Source organism: Halorubrum sp. PV6 (assembly GCF_003990725.2).
In the GTDB taxonomy this organism is placed as follows: Archaea; Halobacteriota; Halobacteria; order Halobacteriales; family Haloferacaceae; genus Halorubrum.
Map to the genome: position 1 here is coordinate 1,163,848 of NZ_CP030064.1, position 20,667 is coordinate 1,184,514.

The window sequence follows — 20,667 nt, forward strand, 5'->3', positions numbered from 1 at the left end:
ACCGACGAACTGCCTCGTTTCCGGCGGTCCAAACGGTTATTGCACCGTCACGAGTACCGTGACTCGATGAGTGAACCGATCCGAGTCCTCCACGTCGACGACGATCCGGATCTCTCGGATCTCACCGCGTCGTTCCTGGAGCGTGAAGACTCGCGAATCGCGGTCGAGACCGCGTTGAACGCCGAGGAGGGGCTCGACCGTCTCGCCGGCGACGGCGATATCGACTGCGTCATCTCGGACCACGACATGCCGGGGAAAAACGGCATCGAGTTCCTGGAGGCGGTCCGCGAGCGCGACGCGGACATCCCCTTCATCCTCTACACCGGGAAGGGGTCGGAGTCGGTCGCCAGCGAGGCGATATCGTCGGGCGTGACGGACTACTTACAGAAGAGCGGCGGCACCGAGCAGTACCAGATGCTCGCGAACCGCGTCGCCGACGCCGTCGAGAAGCGTCGGATCGAGCGCGAGGCCGACCGGACGCAGTCGCACCTGCGTGCGATCACCGACCACTCGATGGACGCGATCGTGACCATCGACACCGACAGTCGGATCCGCTTCGCGAACCCGGCGGTCGAGCGCCTCTTCGGGTACGAGCCCGCGGAGTTGGAGGGCGAACCGTTGGCGAAGCTGATGCCCGACCGCGAACACGACGCACACCGCAGGGCGCTCGGGCGATACTTCGAGACCGGCGAGCGAACGATGGACTGGTCGCGGATCGAGTTGCCGGGGAAACACCGAAACGGGACCGAGTTCGCGCTCTCGGTCTCGTTCGGCGAGTTCGAGGAGGACGGGAACCGCCGACTCGTCGGCGTCATGCGCGACGTGACGGATCTTGAGCGACATCAGGCGTTCGTCGAGCGGTCGAGCGACATCGTCACGGCGCTCGACGCGAACGGGGCGTTCCAGTACGCGAGCCCCTCCGTCGAGCGACTCCTCGGCTTCGACCCGGACGAGCTGATCGGCGAGTACGCGTTCTCGTACGTCCACCCTGACGACCGCGAACGCGTCGTCGAGCGGTTCTCGCAATCGCTCGCTGGCGAAGAGATAAACCCGACCGTCGAGTACCGACTGGCGGACGCAGACGGGGGCTACGTGTGGGTCGAGTCGGTCGGGAGCAACCGCCTCGACGACTACGGGGTCAGCGGGTTCGTGATCAACACTCGCGACATCTCCGAGCGGAAGGACCGCGAGCAGAAACTGTCGCGGCTCCGCGAGTGGACGCGGGACCTCAACTACGCGCGAACCTACAGCGAGACCACGCAGATCGCCGTCGACGCCGCAGAGGAGATCATCGGCGCGGGGCTGAGCGGCGTCCACCTCGTCGACGACGCCGGGGACCGGCTCGAACCGGCCGCGCTCGCGGAGTCGGTCCCCTCGTTTTTCGACGAGCAGCCGACCTACGACCGGGGCGAACCGGCCGGGACGCGCGCCGCCGTCGCGTGGGACGCGTACTGCGGAAGCGACGCGCTCGTGGTCGACTCGCTGTCGGCGTACGAGGAGCTCGACGAGGAGACCCCGGCCGAGAGCATCGTGTTACACCCGATCGGCGACCACGGGCTGTTCGTCATCTCGTCGTCGGAGCCGAACAGTTTCACCGAGACCGAGGTGCTCATCGCCAAGATCCTCGCGAACCACTTGGAGGCCGCGCTCGACAGAGTCGACCGCGAGACGAGCGTCGAGCAGATCCACGACGCGACTCGGCGGCTGATCCAGGCGGAGTCCCCGGCGGAGATCGCCGACCTCGTCGTCGAGGCCGCGGAAGGAGTGTTGGGCTTTTCCGTGGTCACCGTCCGGCTCTACGACGAGGACGCCGACGGGCTCGTCCCCGTCGCCATCTCGGACGGGGTCGCGGAGATCCTCCCCGAGCGGACGGTGTTCACGCCGGACGACGGGAGCCTCAACTGGGCGGCGTACGAGTCGGGCGAGGGCGAAGTGTACCACGACATCGAGGCCACCGAGGCGGTCGACAACGGGACGGGGCTTCGGAGCCTGATGATCCTCCCCGTCGGCGACCACGGGACCATCGCCATCGGCGAGACCGATCCCGGCGTGTTCGACGGGACCGACGAACACCTCGCGCGAATCCTCGCGACCGCGGCGGAGACGGCGCTCAACGCGACGGCGCGAACCAGCCGCCTTCACGACCGGAGCGAGAAGTTAGAGCGGCAAAACGACCGGTTAGCGGAGTTCGCGAGCGTCGTGTCACACGATCTCCGGAACCCCCTCAACGTGGCGCAGGGACGGACCGAACTCGCCGCGGTCGACTGCGAGAGCGAGCACCTCGACGCGGTCTCGCGGGCACACGAGCGCATGGAGACGCTCATCTCCGACCTGTTGCGGCTCGCTCGCGAGGGCGAACAGGTCCGGGAGACGCAGCCGGTCCGACTCTCCGAGTTGGTCGAGTCGTGCTGGGAGACCGTCGAGACCGGCGACGCGTCGCTGACCGTCGAGAGCGACCTGCGGTTCCACGCCGACGAGACTCGCTTCAGGCAGGTCCTCGAAAATCTGGTGCGAAACGCGCTCGATCACGGCGGAAGCGACGTGGCGATCAGGGTCGGTGCGCTCGGCGACGGGGACGCCGCCGGTTCGCCGACGGACGAGGCGGGGTTCTTCGTCGAGGACGACGGGCCGGGGATCCCGGCGGAGTCCCGCGACGACGTGTTCGACGCCGGCTACTCGACCTCACGGGAGGGAACCGGCTTCGGTCTGCGCATCGTCGAACAGGTGGTGACGGCTCACGGGTGGTCGATCGGGATTACCGACGGGGCGGCGGGCGGCGCCCGGTTCGAGATCACGGGCGTGGTGCCGGCGACACGGTCGGAAGACGGGTGAGTGCGGGCGCTCCGAGCGATACTGGGATTCTTTTAAAAGTGACGGCAGACAGACGTCCCCGACACCGGCGGGTCGGGCGCCGTGAGCGCGGTCAGTCGCGGGTGACCAGTTCGACCTCGTGGCCGTCCTGGTCTTTCGTGAACGCGTAGTTGTGGTCACACGACTCCGGATCGCGGTAGTCGAGCGCCTCGCGGGTCAGCAGGGTGTCCCACGCCTCGTCGAGGTCGTCGACGCGAACGGCGAGGTGGCCCCACGCGTCGCCCATCGTGTACTCGCGGCCGTCGTAGTTGTAGGTGAGCTCCAGTCTCATCGCCTCCTTCGGGGCGTCCTCGGGCGCCATGAAGTAGTTCGAGAAGGAGTCGGCCTCCCAGCGGCCGCTCGGCTGCTCCGCGTACTCGAACTTGCGGGTCCAGTAGCCGAGCGCCTCGTCGGCGTCCTCGACGCGGATCATCGTGTGGTCGATGCTCCACTTCGCGCCGTAGTCGCGCTTGACGATCTCGATTTCGTGGCCGTCCGGGTCCGTGACGAACGCGTAGCGGTTCCCGCAGGACTCGGGGTCGCGGTAGTCGTCGACGCCCTCCGCCATCAGTTCGTCGTACGACTCCTGTAAGGCGTCTTCCGGGACGCGCACGGCGATATGGCCCCACGCGTCGCCCACGTCGTACGTGCGGTCGTCGTGGTTGTAGGTGAGCTCCAGCATCGCGCCGTCGTCGTGCATCTCCTCGGGGCCAAGGAAGACGTTGGTGAACGTGTCGGCCTCCCAGCGGCCCTTCTCCTCGTAGTTTAAATGCGTCTGATACCAGTCGAGGCTCGCCTCTAGGTCCTCGACGCGGATCATCACGTGATCGAAGGTTCCGTCCATACCCACACGATGCGCCGCTCGCCTCAAAAGCGTACTGAAGGGGGAACAACAGACCCGGATCACAGCGGACGCGCCCGGCGGCCGCGTAACGGTCGCCCGGCGACGCGACAAGAGTAACTCCGAACGGGACTTAAACCTACTAATAAAATACATTCATTTAACACGTTCGCAGGTGAATAGATACGTTCGGCGGTTCGAGTGGCTGACGGCGGGTGACGCCGATCGGCGGCGCGCCGGCTTCGACCATGGCAGAAAACACAGATCCGCCGTCAGAGCCACTCGACGGCACCGAATCGCTGAATCGCTCCCGACCGCCCGCGTCCGAGCCGTCGCCGTCCGCGTCGGCTTCGGACGCCCCGGCGCGACGCGAGGCCGCGCCCCCCGCAGGCGAACCGCTCCGCTCGGCGCCGACGAGCGTCGACGCCGCGGGCCTTCTCGGGGCCTTCGCGGCGGGCGCGCCGTTCATCGCGCTCGTCGCGGCCGTCGAGACGTTCATCGCGACCGCCCTGCTGGGCGTCGGCCTCACCGTCGCTCCGCTCGTGGTCGCGCTCGTCACCTTCGCGGTGTACACCGTCGACCACGTCGCCGACGCGGACGCGGACGCCGCCTCGACGCCCCGCCGAGCGCTCCTCGCCCGGCGCTACGGGGACCAGCAGATGGTCGCCGCCGCACTGGGCTACGGGCTGGCGGTCGCGCTCGCGGTCGCCGGCGGCCCCCTCGCGCTCGCGCTCACCCTGCTTCCCGGTGCGTGCTGGGTCGTGTACGCCTCCGACTGGCTCCCCGACATCGGGCGGGCCGTCGGCGGTGCGGTCGCCGCCGTGATTCCCCGCGGTCGGCTCGGGTCCGGCGTCGGCTCGACGGTGGCCGACGGCGGGTACCGCCACGTGCCGCGGCTGAAAGACGTGCTCGTGTTGAACTCGGTCGTCGTCGCCACGGCGTGGGCCGCCGCGCTCACGCTCCTCCCGGTGGCGTTCGCCGGAGTGACGGCCGGACCCGCGGTGGCCGTCGTCTTCGCGTACTTCTTCCTCCGGTCGTTCGTCGACGCGGAACTCCCGAACGTTCGAGACGTCGAGGCCGACGCGGCGGTCGGCGTCAAGACGCTTCCCGTCGTCTTCGGCGTCGCCCGGACCCGGTGGCTGTTGTACGGCGTCGACGGGGTCGTCGCGGTCGTCGTGACGAGCGCCGCCGTCGCCGGCCTGTTCGCGTGGCCGCTGGTCGCCGCGCTCGGCGTCGGTCTGGCGGCGTCGCTCTTCGTCACGTCGCTCGCCGGGCGCGTCGACGACGCGTCGGTTCTGGGCGTCGCTCCGGACGGTACGTACCTCTTGGTCGGCGCCGTCATCGCGGGGGTGCGACTGATCGGGTAGGCGCTCGTCGGCGACGCGCTCGGCGCGTCGCGGATGTCAACCGCTGAAAACAAAATTATTAATATTCCCTTTGCGTGTAATTAAGTGTGATCGGGCTGAGTTCGCTCTCCGTTGCGCTCCTCGCCGCGGTGGTCACTGGCACGTCCGCGGCGATACTCGCGTGGCGAGAGCGCCCCGACGCCGGCGCGACGTGGCTCTCGCTGCTCCTCGCCGGACAGGTGTGGTGGACCGTGTTCCTCGTCTTGGAACTCGAAGCGGCGACGCTCGCCGCGAAGGCCCTCTGGTACGACGTACAGTGGGTCGGAGTGGTCCTGGTGCCCGTGGCGTGGCTGCTGTTCGCGCTGGAGTACACCGGCCGCGACCGGTACGTGAGACCGGGCGTCGTGGCCGCGGCCTGCGTCGCCCCGGCAGTCACCCTCCTCGTGGTCGCGACGGGCGACCCGTACGGCCTCGTCGTCGTGGACCGAGAGGTGTCCGACACCATGGTCGGGTCGTTCCTCCGGGTCGACCCCGGCCCGTGGTACTACGTCATGGCCGGCTACACCTACCTGCTGGGGATCATCGGGTCGATCCCCATCCTCCAGCTCGTCCGCGACGAAGCCCGCCCGTTCCAGGGGCAGAGCGCGGCGCTGCTCGTCGGCACGGCGGCGCCGTGGATCAGCAGCATCGTCTACCTCTCGGGAGCGGTTCCGGTGCCGGGACTGGACCCGACGCCGCTCGCGTTCGCGGTCTCCGGCGTCGCCTACCTCCTCGCGCTCTCGCGGTTCCGGCTGCTGACCCTGACCCCAGCGCCGCGGCGGCGAGCCCGCCAGCTCGTGTTCGAACAGCTCCACGACCCGGTGTTCGTCGTCGGCACCGAGGGGTACGTGCTGGACCTGAACCGCTGTGCGGCGGAGGTCTTCGGGGTCGACAGGCGGACGGCCATCGGCGAGGCGGCGACGGCGGTGGTCCCGCACTACGACGAGCTTCAAACCGGGCAGGGCGACGTCGGGCCGCTCTCGATCGTCGGAGAGAACGGTCGGCGCCCCTACGAGGTCACCGTGCGAGACGTGACCGACGACCACGGGAGAGCGGTCGGTCGTCTCGCGGTGTATCACGACGTGGGCGAGTACATCATCCAACAGCAGCGCCTGAACGTGCTCAACAGGGTGTTCCGCCACGACATCCGAACGGAGACGAATCTGATCCAGGGGTACACGGACCGGCTGGAGACGACGCCGGGCGACGAGCGAGCGCTCTCGGTCGTCAAGGAGAGCGCCGCGCGCATTTATAAGCTCAGCGAGCGGACGAAGGCCGCGAGCGACCTGTTCGACCCGGTCTCGGAGCCGGACCCGCCGCTCCCGGTGGCGACGATCATCGAGGACGCCGCCGCGGACCTCCGCGACCGGTGGCCCCGCGCCCAGGTGTCGGTCTGCGACGAGGTGCCGGACGTGCGCGTCCCGGCGACGCTTCAGGCGGTCGTGGAGAACCTCTGTTCGAACGCGGTCGAACACAACGACGCCGACCGCCCGTCCGTGTGGATCGAGGCGTCGGCCGCGGACGGCTGGATCGAACTCTCCATCGCCGACGACGGCCCCGGAATCGCCCCGGCCGAGCGGGCCGTGCTGACGCAGGGCGTCGAGACGCCCCTCGAACACGCGAGCGGCGTCGGCCTGTGGATCGTCAAGTGGGGCGTCGAGACGATAGGCGGCCGGGTCTCCTTCGCCGACCGCGAGCCGACCGGAACGGTGGTCACCGTGTCGGCTCCGATGGGGGACGCGCCGGAGGGCGAGCGGTCCGAGGTCGTCGCTGACCCCGGTCGATAGGCACTTGTTCGGGGGCGCTCACCTCCGGACATGAACTCGTATCTGCCCTACGCTCTGCTCGCGATGGGCGCGTACGCGCTGGTCTCGCCGCTGATGCGCGTCGCGACGACCGGGCCGGACGCGGTCCCGAGCGACGTGGCCGTCGTCGTCTCCAACTCTCTCCTCATCGTCATGGCCGTCGGCGTCCTCGCGTCCACGGACCAGGGGTTCACGACCCACCTGACCTCGCCGAAGATGCTCCACGTCCTCGCGGCCGGCGTCTTCCTCGGGATCGGCATCCTCTCGCTGTACCGGTCGCTCGCCTTGGGGCCGGTGAGCGTGGTGACGCCCATCTTCGCGATGTTTCTCGTCTTCTCGTCGGTGATCGGCTTCCTCTTTTTAGGCGAGTCGTTCGGCGCCCGGAAGGCGCTCGGCATCGTCTTCGCCGCGGTCTCCGTGTACCTCGTGTCGGGGGCGTGAGCCGCCGCGACCGCGTGACGACCGATCCGGAAACGACCGCCGCGTGACGAAATCCCTTTAGCGACCACGGGAAAAGGGGCGTATCCGCAGTGGTCCACCTCCCGAACCCGTTCCGTGCGTTGATCCTCTACATCGGCTTCGCCCTCGCAAGGGTGGGGCTGATCGACCGACACCGCGTGGTCCGGACCGCGGACCTCGCCTGGCCTCGGATCGTGACGGGCGTGGCCCGGATGTCGAAGAACGCGGTCGACGTGGCGATGGTCGGCGTCGCCGTCGGCACCAGCGCCGTCGCCGGCGTCGGCTTCGCCGGCCCGTACTGGGGGCTCGCGTTCGCGCTCGGCGGGGGCGTCGCCGGCGGGACCATCGCCCTCGTCTCCCAGCGCTTCGGGGCGGAGGCGTACGACGAACTGGGCGACGCCGTCCGGGCGAGCGTCGTGCTCGCCGTCGCGATCACTATCCCCGTCTCCGCGATATTTTGGACCGCACCCACCCGTCTCATCCGGGTGTTGAGCAGCAACGAGGCGGCGATCGCCTTCGGCGCCGACTACCTCCGGATCGTCGGCCTCGGCGTCCCCTTTGCCGCGCTCAACCTCGTCGGGAGCCGCGTCCTCGTCGGCTGTGACGACGCCTACACCGCGATGCAGGTCCGGGCGGGCGGCGCGGTCGCGAACATCGTCCTCAGCGCCGCGTTCATCTTCGGGCTCGGCTGGGGCGTCGAGGGCGCCGCGGTCGGGACCGTCCTCTCCAACGTCCTCGCCGTCGGCGCGTTCGCGGTCGGCCTCGTGCGCGGGCGGCTCCCCGGCCTGGGCGCGTTCCCGATCGCCATCGACCCGCTCGGGTCGTACCGCAACCCCGACATGTTCCGCGACCTCGTCGAGATCGGGCTCCCGGTCGGCGCGCGAAACCTCGTGTGGACGGTCGCGGAGTTCCCGATGTTGGCCATCCTCGACGTGTTCGGCGAGAACACGGTCGCCGCGTTCGTCATCGCTCGCCGCATCTGGGGGATCATGAACGCCCCCGGCTGGGGCTTCGGCCTCGCCTCCTCCAGCCTGGTCGGGCAGGAGCTCGGCGGCGAAGACCCCGCCGAAGCGGAGGCGTACGCCACCGACATCATCCGCTTTTCGGTGGCGACCTACGTCGTCTTCGCGGCGGTGACGGCCGTCTTTGCGACCGACATCGTGGCGCTGTTCGCTGAAACCCCGCAGAGCCCCGAGGTACCGATCGCCGTCACCTTCGTCTACGCGGCCTGCGTGGCGGTCGTCTTTCAGGGCGTCTCCGGCGGGGCGGCGGGGCCGCTCGACGCGGCCGGCGACACGAAGATTCCCTTCGCGAGCCAGTTCCTCGGGATGTTCTGCGTCTCGATCCCGCTGGCGTACGTCGGGGCCTACGAGGCGACGCCGGCGATTGGGGTGCCGGGGACTGCCCTGACGCTCCCGTCCGTTGCGCTCCCCGCAATCGGCCTGTGGGGCGTCTACCTCGCGTTCGTCGCCGAGACGACGATCCCGGCCGCGATCAACTACTGGCGGTTCCGCTCCGGGAAGTGGAAGGCGATAAGCGAGGCGTACCGCCCGGACGCACCCGCGGACGACTGACCTGAGGCGTATATAAATACCTCCACGCCCCGGCGTCGCCGAGACGCGACCCCCAAGAGCCAACCCCTTCCGTCACGCAGGTCAGAACGACGCGACACCCCATGCACCCCGTTCCACCGCTCCCCGACATCCGCGAGGTCGTCGACGGCGACGTCCTCGACGGCCACCTCTGGCTCCTCGAACTGGTCGACGGGACGCGGCTCCGGTTCCAGATGGACGACTCCGGGCTCCTCCGTTTCGGCGACGCGGAGACGACGTACGACGACCCGGACGCGGTCCCGCTTCCCCTTCGCCCCGCGGTCAGGTGGGTCCGCGAGCGGTTCGACCGCGAAGCCCTCCGCGACGCGGTTCCGACCCCGGAGCGCGTGGAGTTCTTCGGCGTCGCCACGCACCACTGCGGCACCGACTACGACTGGGAGCGCCTGCCGCCGTTTTTAGGCGCCGACGTGTGGATCGGCTCGGAATCCGACCCGGCCGACGGCGCGTTTCGCCCGCCCGACGCCGCCGCGGCCATCTTCGAGGGGATCGGCCTCGAACCGATAAACGCGGTCGCCCGCGAGGTGAACGCCAGGGACTTCGACCCGGACGGGTACGCGGTTCCCGCCTCCGCGTGGCGCGACGGTCCCGCCGCGGGGGTCGTCGTCCGGAACAAACGCGGCGGGCGCGCGAAACTCGCCGCGGGCGAGTCGAGCGGTCGGTCCGACACGCCAGACTCCGAATCCGTCGTCGCGGCCGAGCCCGACGCCGGTCCCGAGGCCGACGCCGCCCCCGAGGCCGTCGCTACAGCCCACGCGACCGACGAGCGCGTCGAGCGCGCGGTCGCGGCGCTGAGCCGGCAGGGAGCGACGCCGGCCGTCGACGCCGTCGTCGAGCGCGTCATCGAGAGCATCGCCAGGGAGACGCTGGTTCGGTTCGGGGGCGGCGGCAGGGGCGTCGACCCCGACCGACTCCGCGCGTCGGTCCGTGATCGGGTGCGACCGGCCCTCGACGGTCGGGCGGCGTCCGGCGACTCGCCGAGCGGTAGGTAGCTTCCTTCTGGTAGTTTGCTCACACGCCCGCGCGCGTGCGCCGGCTTTATAAGCGGGCATCGACTATCTCCGGTAAGTTCTATGTCAGAGCAGAGCGAATACGGAGCCGGCCAGATTCAGGTTCTCGAAGGCCTGCAGGCCGTCCGTAAACGACCGGCGATGTACATCGGGTCCACGGACGGTCGGGGGCTCCACCATCTCGTCTACGAGGTCGTCGACAACTCCATCGACGAGGCGCTCGCAGGGTACTGCGACGACATCACCGTCACGGTACACGACGACGACTCCGTCAGCGTCAGCGACGACGGTCGGGGGATCCCGGTCGACACCCACGAGAAGTACGACCGCCCGGCACTCGAAGTGATCATGACCGTCTTACACGCCGGCGGGAAGTTCGACTCCAAGTCGTACCAGGTCTCCGGGGGCCTCCACGGCGTCGGCGTCAGCGTCGTCAACGCCCTCTCCGAGCGACTGGAGGTCGAGGTGAAACGCGACGGCGGGGTCTACCGCCACGAGTTCGCCCGCGGAGAGCCCGTCGAGGACGGCTTCGAGCGCGTCCGCGATCTCGAAAGCGACGAGGAGACGGGGACGTACATCCGATTCTGGCCCGACGGCGAGATATTCGAAACGTCCGAGTTCGAGTTCTCCACGCTGGCCAGCCGCCTGCGCGAGTTGGCGTTCCTCAACTCCGGCGTCGCCGTCTCGCTGGTCGACGAGCGCGACCCGGAGGCGACGGGCGACGTTGGCGACGAGGAGACGTTCCGCTACGAGGGCGGCATCCGAGAGTTCGTCGGCTACCTCAACGAGACGCGGACCGCGATCCACGACGATGTCATCTACTTCGCGGACGAAAGCGACGACATCCACGTCGAGGTCGCGATGCAGGCGACCGAGGAGCTGCAGGGCTCCGTCCACGCGTTCGCGAACAACATCAACACCCGCGAGGGCGGCACCCACCTCACCGGGTTCAAGACGGCGCTGACGCGGACCGTCAACGACTACGCCAACGAGCACGGTCTCGTCGACGACCTCGACGCGAACCTGAAAGGCGAGGACGTTCGCGAGGGGCTCACGGCGGTCATCTCGGTGAAACATCCCGACCCGCAGTTCGAGGGACAGACGAAAACCAAACTCGGCAACAGCGAGGTCCGCGGCATCGTCGAGTCCGCGACCCACGAGAAGCTCGGCACGTTCTTCGAGGAGAACCCCGACACCGCACAGAAGGTCGTCCACAAGGCCGCCGAGGCGGCCAGAGCGCGCAAAGCGGCGAAGAAAGCCGAGGAGCTGACCCGGCGGAAGTCGGCGCTCGAATCGACCGCGCTGCCCGGAAAGCTCGCCGACTGTCAGACCCGCGACCCCTCGGAAGCGGAGCTGTTCGTCGTCGAGGGCGACTCGGCCGGCGGGTCGGCGAAACAGGGCCGTAACCGCGAGAACCAGGCGATTCTCCCGCTTAAAGGGAAGATCCTCAACGTCGAGAAACACCGGCTCGACCGCATCTTGGAGAACGACGAGATCCGCGCGCTGATCACCGCCATCGGCGCCGGCATCGGCGAGGAGTTCGACATCGACGACGCCCGGTACAACAAGATCATCATCATGACGGACGCCGACGTCGACGGCGCCCACATCCGCACGCTCCTCCTGACGCTCCTCTACCGCCACATGAAGCCACTCCTGGAGGCCGGCTACGTGTACGCGGCCCAGCCGCCCCTCTACCGCGTCCGCTACCGCGGCCAGACGTACGACGCGATGACGGAGGCGGAGCGCGACCGGATCGTCGCCGAAGAGTGCGACCGCAACCCCGACCAGGTCCAGCGGTTCAAGGGCCTCGGCGAGATGAACCCGGACCAGCTGTGGGACACGACGATGGACCCCGAAAACCGACACCTCAAGCGCATCAACGTCGACGACGCGGCCGCCGCCGACCGCATGTTCAACGTCCTGATGGGTGACGCCGTCGAGCCGCGGAAACAGTTCATCAAAGAGCACGCGACCGAGGCCGAGTGGGTGGATATATGAGCTCCGACGCGCCCGACGTCGACCCCGGCAGCGTCCGCGCCGCGCAGGTGACGAACGCCCGCATCGAAGACGAGATGGAACAGTCGTACATCGACTACGCGATGTCGGTGATCGCGGGGCGCGCACTCCCCGACGTTCGCGACGGGCTCAAACCCGTCCACCGGCGTATCCTCTACGCGATGCACGAGGCGGGCGTCACCAGCAACTCCTCGCACCGCAAGTCCTCGTCCGTCGTCGGCGAGACGATGGGTGATTACCACCCGCACGGCGACAGCGCCATCTACGACACGCTCGCGCGGATGGCTCAGGACTTCTCGATGCGGTATCCCCTCGTGGACGGGCAGGGGAACTTCGGCTCCGTCGACGGCGACCCGCCGGCCGCGATGCGGTACACGGAGGCGCGGATGGCTCCCATCGCCGAGGAGCTGCTGGCCGACATCGAACGCGACACCGTCGACTTCTCGTCGAACTACGACGACCGGCTCGAAGAGCCCGAGGTGTTGCCGTCGGCGTTCCCGAACCTGCTCGTCAACGGGTCGTCGGGCATCGCCGTCGGGATGTCGACGAACATCCCGCCGCACAACCTCGGCGAGGTCGTCGACGCCACGATCGAGCTGATCCAATCGCCCGACTGCACCGTCGAAGACCTGATGGAACACGTCAAAGGACCCGACTTCCCGACTGGCGCGAACATCGTCGGGCGGAACGCGGTCCACAAGGCGTACAAGACGGGTCGCGGCCGGGTCCGCGTCCGCGCCGAGTTCGAGGTCAACGAGGAGGAGGGCCGCATCGTCATCTCCGAACTCCCCTTCCAGCAGAACAAGTCGCGGCTCGTCGAGCGCATCGCCGAGGACGTCAACGACGGCGCAATCGAGGGGATCCGCGACCTGCGCGACGAGTCCGACCGCGACGGGATCCGCGTCGTCGTCGAACTCAAACGCGACGCGATGGCCTCTGTGGTCAAAAACCAGCTGTTAGAGAGCCACCTCGAACGCACTTTCGGCGTCATCAACCTCGCCTTGGTCGACGGCTCGCCGCAGGTGTTGGATTTAAAAGAGACGCTCCGCCACTACGTCGAACACCGGCGTGACGTGGTGCGTCGGCGCTCCGAACACGAACTCGCGGAGCGCGAAGACCGGGCGCACATCCTCGAAGGCCGCCTGAAAGCGCTCGAACAGGTCGACGACGTGGTCGAGACGATCCAGGACTCCGACGACCGCGACGCCGCGAAGGCGGCGCTCGAAGCCGAGTACGAGTTCAGCGAGGCGCAGGCGGCCCACATCGTCCGGATGCAGCTCGGCTCGCTCACGTCGATGGAGACCCAGGAGATCGAATCCGAGTACGAGGACGTGACCGCGCGGATCGAGCGGCTGGAAACGATCCTCGCGAACCCCGACGAACTCGACGACGTGATCATCGACGAACTGCGGGAGATCAAAGACGAGTACGGCGACGAGCGCCGCACGAGCTTCATCGAGGACGTGGGCGACGTGACACACGAGGACCTCATCCCCGAGGAGGAGTGCGTCGTCGTGATGAGCGAAGACGACTACATCAAGCGGATGTCGCTCGACACCTTCCGGGCGCAGAACCGCGGCGGGAAGGGGATCATCGGCACCGATCTGAAGGAAGGCGACCGGGTCTCGTCGGTGTTCGCCGCCAACTCCCACGACTACCTCCTCGTGTTCACGAACCAGGGGCAGATCTACGAACTGAAGACCTACGAGATCCCGGAGATGTCCCGGACTGCCCGCGGGAAGTCCGCGGTCAACCTCCTCGACCTCGACGACGGCGAGGAGATCGAGGCGGTCGTCAACACCGAGGACTTAGACGACGACGAGTTCCTCACGATGGTGACCCGCGACGGGTACATCAAACGCACCGCCGTCGACGAGTTCGCGAACATCCGGACGACCGGCATCCGAGCGATCCGGCTGGAAGACGGCGACGAACTGGTCGACGTCGAGGTGACCGACGGCGAGCGCGACATCGTCATCGGGAGCCGGAACGGGATGGCGATCCGGTTCGACGAGTCGGAGGCGCGCGCGATGGGGCGGACCGCCCGCGGCGTCATCGGCATCGACCTCCGCGAGGGGGACGCGGTCGCCGGCGTGGCGGCCATCGACGACGAGTACCACAACTGGGTGCTCACCGTCACGGAGAACGGCTACGGGAAGCGCTCCGACCTCGACGAGTACCGCCTGCAGTCCCGCAACGGGAAGGGGCTGATCGACATCAAGACCGGCGACCGAAACGGCCAGGCGGTCGCCATCGAGGCGGTGACCTACGGCGACCACCTGCTCGCGATGAGCGACGCCGGACAGATCATGCGGACCCGCGTCGAGGAGATTTCGACGGTGAGCCGGAACACGAAGGGCGTCATCGTGATGAATCTGGATCCGAACGACACGGTCGCCTCCGTCGACATCGTGCCCGAGGCGGTAAACACGGCGTCCGAGCAGGCGGCCGAGGAAACGGGTGACGCCGACGAAGCGGACGGCGCGGGCGAAGCGGACGGCGCGGGCGAAGCGGACGGTGCCGACGAAGGTGGAGACGCCGACGAACCGGAAGACGACGAGAGCGTCCCCGCCGAGTAGTCGCGTCCGCCGACGGTATTACTTATAAGTAGACGAGTCGCAGCGGTCGGCGATCGCTCGTATTCTCACCCCGGTACAGTCACTGTTCCCCGCCCGAGACGGGGACTCGCCGCCGGCGCTTACTTCGATGCCTCGTCGACCGCCGTCGCCAGGGCGTCGTAGTCGGGTTCCTGTCCCGGATTGTCCGCGAGCCAGCGGTGCGTCACGACGCCGTCGCCGTCGATCACGAAGACGGCGCGCTGTGCCACCGTGTCGACGCCGATGTGGTCGAACGAATCGACGACGTCGTACGCCGTTATCCCACGGTGGGCCGGGTCGGCGACGAGCGCAAACGGGAGGTCGTACTGCACGCGGTAGGCGTCGAGCGCGTGCGGGAGGTCGGTACTCACGCCGAACAGCGTGCAGTCGTCACGGTCGAACCCGTCTCGGAGCGCCTCCATCTCGTCCGTGCAGGTGTTCGAGAAGGCCGCCGGGAAGAAGGCGAGGACGACCGGCTCGTCGCCGAGGTGGTCGGACAGGTCGAACGGCTCCATGTCGTCGGTCACGAGCGAGGCGGTGAACGTCGGGGCGTCGTCGCCAACGTCGGTCATACCTTCCGGTCGGTGCGCCGCGGTATCATCGTTTCGACCTCGGGACCGACGCTCGGGTGGTAGCGTGGCGGTGCGGCGATTCGCTTTCGGTCGAAACGACCGTGATCAGGAGAGTGTGGCCGGTCGCGCGGCGGTTGTGTCCCGTTCATCGAGGCAAAAAGACTATAATCGCCAGAGAGTTACAGAAGTGTAGAGATGGTAACTTCGATTCCACTGATCGGCGGCATTCCGGCGGGCCCGGAACTCCTCATCATCCTGCTCGTGCTGGTGCTGCTTTTCGGTGCCAACAAGATCCCGAAACTCGCTCGGTCGACCGGCCAGGCGATGGGCGAGTTCAAGAAGGGACGTGAGGAGGTTGAGGACGAACTGAAACAGATGAAAGACGGCGAGGAGGAAGAGGCCGTCGCGGCCGACTCGGTGATCGACGACGAGGACGCCGGAGTCGAGTCCGAGACCGAAACGGAAACCGAAAAAGAAACCAGCGCCTGATCGGCGCTCCGAGGCCGACCGATCCCCGTCGCGGCGTTTTTTGTATCGGATTTGGGCGCGTGGCCTAGCGGACAGGGCGAGAGGTTCCTAACCTCTCGATCGCGGGTTCGAATCCCGTCGCGCCCGTTTCTTCGCTTCGCTCAGTCACGGGCACGACCGGCTCCACGCTCGCTCACTGCGTTCGCTTGCGGGGATCTCGCCGTGCCCGCCTCTCGTCGTCCTCCCACCAGCGCTCAGCGACCATCGTCGCCGAGCCGTCGGAACGACCGGCCGGCGAGCCACACCGACCCGAGGCCGATGGCGAGCGTCGCTCCGGCCAGCAGCGGTCCCGGCTCGTACAACAGCGGCGGGTGATACCCCAGCCCGTAATCGAGGCCGACGTTGCCGACGACGACCGCGACCGCGAGCGCCAACGCGCCGCGGGTGGTCCGGCCGAACGCCGGGAACAGCAGCGCGAGACCGACGAAACAGAGGTGCGTCCCGAGGACGCCCCAGTAGTAGATCCACGCGTCGGGGGCCGCGACGTACGACCCGAACGCGAGGTTCAGCGAGACGAGCGGCCAGAGGCCGAACTGGACCAACCAGACGAACGCGAGCGTCTGGAGGTACGCGCGACCGCGGGAGACCGGGGCGTCGGTCACGCGCTCGCCGCGACGGACCGTCGACAGGACGTCGACGAGGACCAGTCCGCCGAGCGCGACCGCGACGGCCGAGTCCGCGTACAGCGGCCACAGCGGGACCGGCACCTCGCCGGCGGTCGGCGCGTAGTAGCCGATCCCGACCGCGAGCATGAACGCGGTGAACCCGAGGACGACGCCGAGACTCCGGACGGTGCCGAGCAGCTCGCCGGCGACCGCGTCGCGAACGCGTCGCCGGACGGGCGCGCGGCGGAGCCGACCGAGCGATCGGAGCCGGCCGGCGTCGTCGGAGCGTGTCACGGCGACCGCTTCGAGCGCGGCGACCTAAAGACCGCCGCCCTCGGGGACGATTTGTGGGTCTGATTCACCGAGTGAAACAGAAACGCGATCGGGACCAAGCGACGCCTTCCGGGGATTATCAACTTCGGTTTTTTTCAGGACACCTTTTTAAACGGCTGCGCCGTTGTCCCACGCATGGAATCTGACGACGCCGAGCGTCTGCCGCTCTCTCCCGAGGAGACGGCGGATTCGGCGGCGTCTGATCGCCCCGTGTCCGTGGGGCGATACTCGTGGCGGACGTTCCTCCGCGATCAGGGACACGACGAGGCCGTCTCGACGCTGTATACGGACATCGGCGAGCAGGCGGTCGTTCCGTCGACAGCCGTCGAGGGGCACTTCGAGGACGGCGTCGACCGAGTGATCCGCGCGGCGGGCGTCGAGGAGCCGTACCTCGCCGACGGCGACACCGCCGTTCCGGGCCACGAGACGCCGGAAGCCGGCACGCTCGTGATCGGAACCGACCACGTCGTCCTCAGCGGCGCGGCCGTCGTTCCGGCCGGAACTAGCGTCGCAGCGGTGACGCCGCCCCCGGAGGCGGAGTCGGTCGACGACGAGAGCAACGACGGGATCAACGAGGAGGCGGCCGACGGCGACGAGGAAGACGGTGGAGACGAGAGCGACGAGGCTGACGAGGGCGAACACGACGAAATCGAAGACAACGAAGACGGAGCCGACCAGGACGACGACGCACGCGACGATCCGGCCGACCGGGACGATCCGCCCGGAGACGACAGCCCGGAGCGGGCCGACCCCGAGCCGCGACCCGGAATCGACGTCGACGGGCCGGGCGTCCCCGGTGTCGTCGTCGCCGCCGGGAGCGCCGTCGAGATGGTCCCGCGGCGGACGCCGACGGCCGAGGAGTGGGAGCGATCGGGCGTCGACCCGAGCGAGTTTCTCGGGTTTCACCCCTCGGAGACGCGCGCTCGCGTCGAGGACGGCGGTGCGGTCGCCGACCTGCTGTGGGACCTGTGTTCTGCGCGGTACAACCTCTACGAGGTCCCGGTTCTCAAGGGGTACTACACGTGGGACGACTACCGCGACGAGTTCTTCTTCGACGAGGAGGGGAACCCTCCGACCGACGAGGAGGACGAGCCCTTGGAGTTCACCCACGAGGACAAAGTCGAGGCGCTCGGCTTCGACCCCGACCGGACCGAGGAGTTGCTCGGGGCGGGGGGAGGCGCCGCCGCCGACCTCGCGGACCTCGTCGACGAGCGCACGGTGAACGTGAATCCCGAGGTCGACGAGGACGCGTTCTTCTCGACGGACGAGGGGCACACGACCCTCGCGAACCGGTACGACCTAGAGAAGTCGGTCCCCATGCCGAAGAAGCTCCACTTCCGGGAGATAGAGCGCTACTGGGTGAACAAGCCGTACGCGTTCGTGATCGTCTTCCGCTCGACGAAGGAGAACGAGGTCAAGTACTACGCCGTCCAGCCGTACCGGACGGAGATCGAGACCGATCTGGTCGAGTTCCTGACGGGGAAACTCCGGACCTCGATCAAGTACGCCGACGAGGCGATATCCGGGGGCGACGAGACGTTCCGCCAAGAGGTGATCGTCGACGAGACGCTCCGCCTGCTCGACCGGTACGACCTCTACGAGCGGACGACGGACCGGCCGAGCGCCATCGACGATGTCGTCGACTCCCTCGCCGGGCGCTTCGGCTTCGACCTCACGGAGGGTATTCTCGGCCGGATCAGCGAGTCGCTCGGCTACGAGCCGCCGACCGAGTCCGAGCCGCGGTCGTCGAAGATACTCGCCCGGCCCGAGCCGGCCATACTCGCGGAGGACCCGGACACCCTCTCCGAACACCAGGTCGAGCGGCTGCTCTACTACCTCAAGCGGGACTTCATCGGGTACGAGCGTATCGACCCGATCAAATACGACATCAACGTCGAGGACATCTCCTGTGACGGGTACAACTCGCCCGTCTTCGTCTACCACTCCGACTACGAGCAGATCATCACCAACATCTACCACGGGACCGACGAACTCGACGACTTCGTGGTGAAGCTGGCGCAGCGCTCCGGAAAGGGTATCTCGAAGCGGCGCCCCCAAGTCGACGCCACGCTCACGGACGGCTCCCGCGCGCAGCTCACGCTCGGCCGAGAGGTGTCGGACCACGGGACGAACTACACCATCCGGCAGTTCAACGACGTCCCCTTCACGCCGATCGACCTGATAAACTGGAAGACGTTCTCGCTCGACCAGATGGCGTTCCTCTGGCTCTCCATCGAGAACCACAAGAGCCTGATCTTCGCGGGCGGTACCGCCTCCGGGAAGACGACGAGCCTGAACGCGGTCTCCCTCTTTATCCCCTCGAACGCGAAGATCGTCTCCATCGAGGACACCCGCGAGGTCGAACTCCCCCAGCGCAACTGGATCGCCTCCGTCACCCGGCCCTCCTTCTCCGACGACGACAAGGGCGACATCGACGAGTTCAACCTGCTCGAAGCGGCGCTCCGACAGCGTCCGGACTACATCGTGATGGGCGAGATCCGCGGCGAGGAGGGCCGAACCGCCTTCCAGGTGATGTCGACGGGTCACACCACGTACACGACGTTCCACGCCGACACGGTCGGCGAGGTCCTCAAGCGGTTCACCACCGAACCGATCAACGTCTCGAAGACGATGTTCACGGCGCTCGATCTGGTCTCCGTCCAGACCTCCACGCGGGTCCAGGGGAAGAAGGTGCGCCGGAACAAGTCGCTGACCGAGATCAACCACTACGACGCCGAAAACGACGAGATCAACGTCCAAGACGTGTTCCAGTGGCAGGCGGAGACGGACGAGTACCTCCAGATGGGCGCGTCGAACACCCTCGAAGACATCATGTTCGACCGCGGCTGGAGTCGGGCGGTGTTAAACGAGGAGCTCCAGAAACGCCGAGTCGTGTTGGCGTACCTCATCGACCGTGGACTCAACAGCTACGCGCAGGTCGCCGCGACGTTCATGGCCTTCATCAACGACCCCGACACGGTGCTCGCGCTGATGGCCAACGACCAGTTGGAGCGGTCGCTCGAGGACCTCCGCGAGATGGAGTCGGTGCTCATCAACGTCGACCGCGACAAAGAGGAGATGGTGCCGCGACCGGAGCCGGACGAGGACGGCCGCGAGGAGGTCGAACAGATCCTCGAAGAGGCCGAGGACCTGTTCGCGGAGTACCGCGGTCAGATCCCCGACTCCGTCGCCGACGCGCTGCTCGACATCGAGCCTGCGGAGGACGTGGAAGCGGAGCCCGGCACCGACCACGAGGCGCTCGCGGAGGCCGCCGAGGCGGCGGCCGACCTCGAAGCGGAACTCGAGGCGACTGTGGCGGGCGAGTCGGGAGCCGAACGCGAGAGCGCACAACCGTCTGACACCGACGAGCCCCCGCCGGAGTCGGCCGACGAGGCCGAGGCCGACGCGGTCGGGCCGGTCGATGCCCCCGACCAGAGCGGGACCTTCGGCGCGGTCGGTCCCGTCGGTGAGCACGGCGGAGTCGACGAGCGGGACGAACTCGCAGACACGGCTCGTAGCGCCGGCCAGCCGCCGTCGAACGGCCAATTCGGCACGACACACGCGGCGGAGCCCGAAGGGACCGCGGACGACGGCGGCGGGGAAGACGGCACGAACGAAGCAGACGCCGAACGCGATGATTCGCCGGGCGCCCGATCACCGCACGAAACCGGCGCAGGAGACGTCGAGACACCGAATGACGGCAGGGCGGACATCGACCTCGACGACGAGCAGTCGGATAGCGACGACGAGGGCATCGACTTCGAAGAGCCGTTCGACGAGGGTATCGACGTGCTCGACCCGGTAGCGAACGCTCCTGCCGACGAGAATCCGGGCGTCAGCGAAAACGCCGACGCCGACGAAGAGGCCGATGCGGACCTCGACGAGGACGCTGACAACGACCAAGAGGCCGCCACCGACGAAGCGGCCGATGCGGACCTCGACGAGGACTCGGAGGGTGACAGCGACGGAAACGGAGACGGCGACCCCGACCCCGAGGAGATCGACGACTGGGGCTTCGGGTCCGTCGAGTCGCCGGAGGATCGATAGTCCGAT

At 68.0% G+C, this 20,667-nt stretch carries 13 protein-coding genes and 1 tRNA gene; 11 read left to right on the forward strand and 3 right to left on the reverse strand.

The window, feature by feature from the left end; translation table 11 throughout:
- Positions 1-66: 66 nt before the first annotated feature.
- Positions 67-2,832: a PAS domain S-box protein gene (locus DOS48_RS19535; RefSeq protein ID WP_127117335.1), complete on the forward strand. Its 2,766-nt coding sequence runs from the start codon at positions 67-69 to the stop codon at positions 2,830-2,832.
- A 91-nt stretch (positions 2,833-2,923) separates the two neighbouring features.
- Here DOS48_RS19535 and DOS48_RS19540 read toward each other — a convergent pair whose 3' ends face one another.
- Positions 2,924-3,694 carry a VOC family protein gene (locus DOS48_RS19540; protein WP_127117336.1) on the reverse strand — a complete coding sequence of 257 codons (771 nt, stop codon included), beginning with the start codon at positions 3,692-3,694 and terminating at the stop codon, positions 2,924-2,926.
- Between the two features lie 245 nt (positions 3,695-3,939).
- Here DOS48_RS19540 and DOS48_RS19545 point away from each other — a divergent pair, with 245 nt between their 5' ends.
- From DOS48_RS19545 to gyrA, 7 genes are all read left to right on the forward strand, one after another.
- Positions 3,940-5,058: a UbiA family prenyltransferase gene (locus DOS48_RS19545; protein ID WP_127117337.1), complete on the forward strand. Its 1,119-nt coding sequence runs from the start codon at positions 3,940-3,942 to the stop codon at positions 5,056-5,058.
- A gap of 86 nt (positions 5,059-5,144) precedes the next feature.
- Positions 5,145-6,863, forward strand: coding sequence for a histidine kinase N-terminal 7TM domain-containing protein (locus tag DOS48_RS19550; protein WP_127117338.1), 1,719 nt, complete (start codon positions 5,145-5,147; stop codon positions 6,861-6,863).
- 30 nt (positions 6,864-6,893) lie between these two features.
- On the forward strand, positions 6,894-7,322 hold the full coding sequence (locus DOS48_RS19555; protein WP_127117339.1) for an EamA family transporter: 429 nt from the start codon (positions 6,894-6,896) through the stop codon (positions 7,320-7,322).
- Between the two features lie 89 nt (positions 7,323-7,411).
- Positions 7,412-8,914 (forward strand): MATE family efflux transporter, encoded by a 1,503-nt coding sequence (locus DOS48_RS19560; protein WP_127117340.1) that lies wholly within the window; start codon positions 7,412-7,414, stop codon positions 8,912-8,914.
- A 101-nt stretch (positions 8,915-9,015) separates the two neighbouring features.
- Entirely contained in the window at positions 9,016-9,942 is a 927-nt protein-coding gene (locus DOS48_RS19565) for a hypothetical protein (RefSeq protein WP_127117341.1), read from the forward strand.
- 81 nt (positions 9,943-10,023) lie between these two features.
- Positions 10,024-11,961, forward strand: coding sequence for a DNA topoisomerase (ATP-hydrolyzing) subunit B (gyrB, locus tag DOS48_RS19570; protein WP_127117342.1), 1,938 nt, complete (start codon positions 10,024-10,026; stop codon positions 11,959-11,961).
- Positions 11,958-14,558, forward strand: coding sequence for a DNA gyrase subunit A (gene gyrA / locus DOS48_RS19575; RefSeq protein ID WP_127117343.1), 2,601 nt, complete (start codon positions 11,958-11,960; stop codon positions 14,556-14,558). Before gyrB ends, gyrA begins: the two co-directional genes overlap by 4 nt.
- A gap of 119 nt (positions 14,559-14,677) precedes the next feature.
- On the opposite strand, the gene DOS48_RS19580 is transcribed toward gyrA, so the two are convergent.
- Complete coding sequence (locus DOS48_RS19580) at positions 14,678-15,148, reverse strand: redoxin domain-containing protein (protein ID WP_127117344.1); 471 nt, start codon at positions 15,146-15,148, stop codon at positions 14,678-14,680.
- Between the two features lie 195 nt (positions 15,149-15,343).
- On the opposite strand from DOS48_RS19580, the gene DOS48_RS19585 reads away from it, so the two are divergent.
- Positions 15,344-15,637, forward strand: coding sequence for a twin-arginine translocase TatA/TatE family subunit (locus DOS48_RS19585; RefSeq protein WP_127117345.1), 294 nt, complete (start codon positions 15,344-15,346; stop codon positions 15,635-15,637).
- Positions 15,638-15,690: 53 nt separating this feature from the next.
- Positions 15,691-15,763: transfer RNA gene (locus DOS48_RS19590), tRNA-Arg, on the forward strand.
- Between the two features lie 107 nt (positions 15,764-15,870).
- Here DOS48_RS19590 and DOS48_RS19595 read toward each other — a convergent pair.
- Entirely contained in the window at positions 15,871-16,575 is a 705-nt protein-coding gene (locus DOS48_RS19595) for a DUF1405 domain-containing protein (RefSeq protein WP_127117346.1), read from the reverse strand.
- A gap of 174 nt (positions 16,576-16,749) precedes the next feature.
- Here DOS48_RS19595 and DOS48_RS19600 point away from each other — a divergent pair, with 174 nt between their 5' ends.
- On the forward strand, positions 16,750-20,661 hold the full coding sequence (locus DOS48_RS19600) for an ATPase, T2SS/T4P/T4SS family (RefSeq protein ID WP_127117347.1): 3,912 nt from the start codon (positions 16,750-16,752) through the stop codon (positions 20,659-20,661).
- Positions 20,662-20,667: the final 6 nt, after the last annotated feature.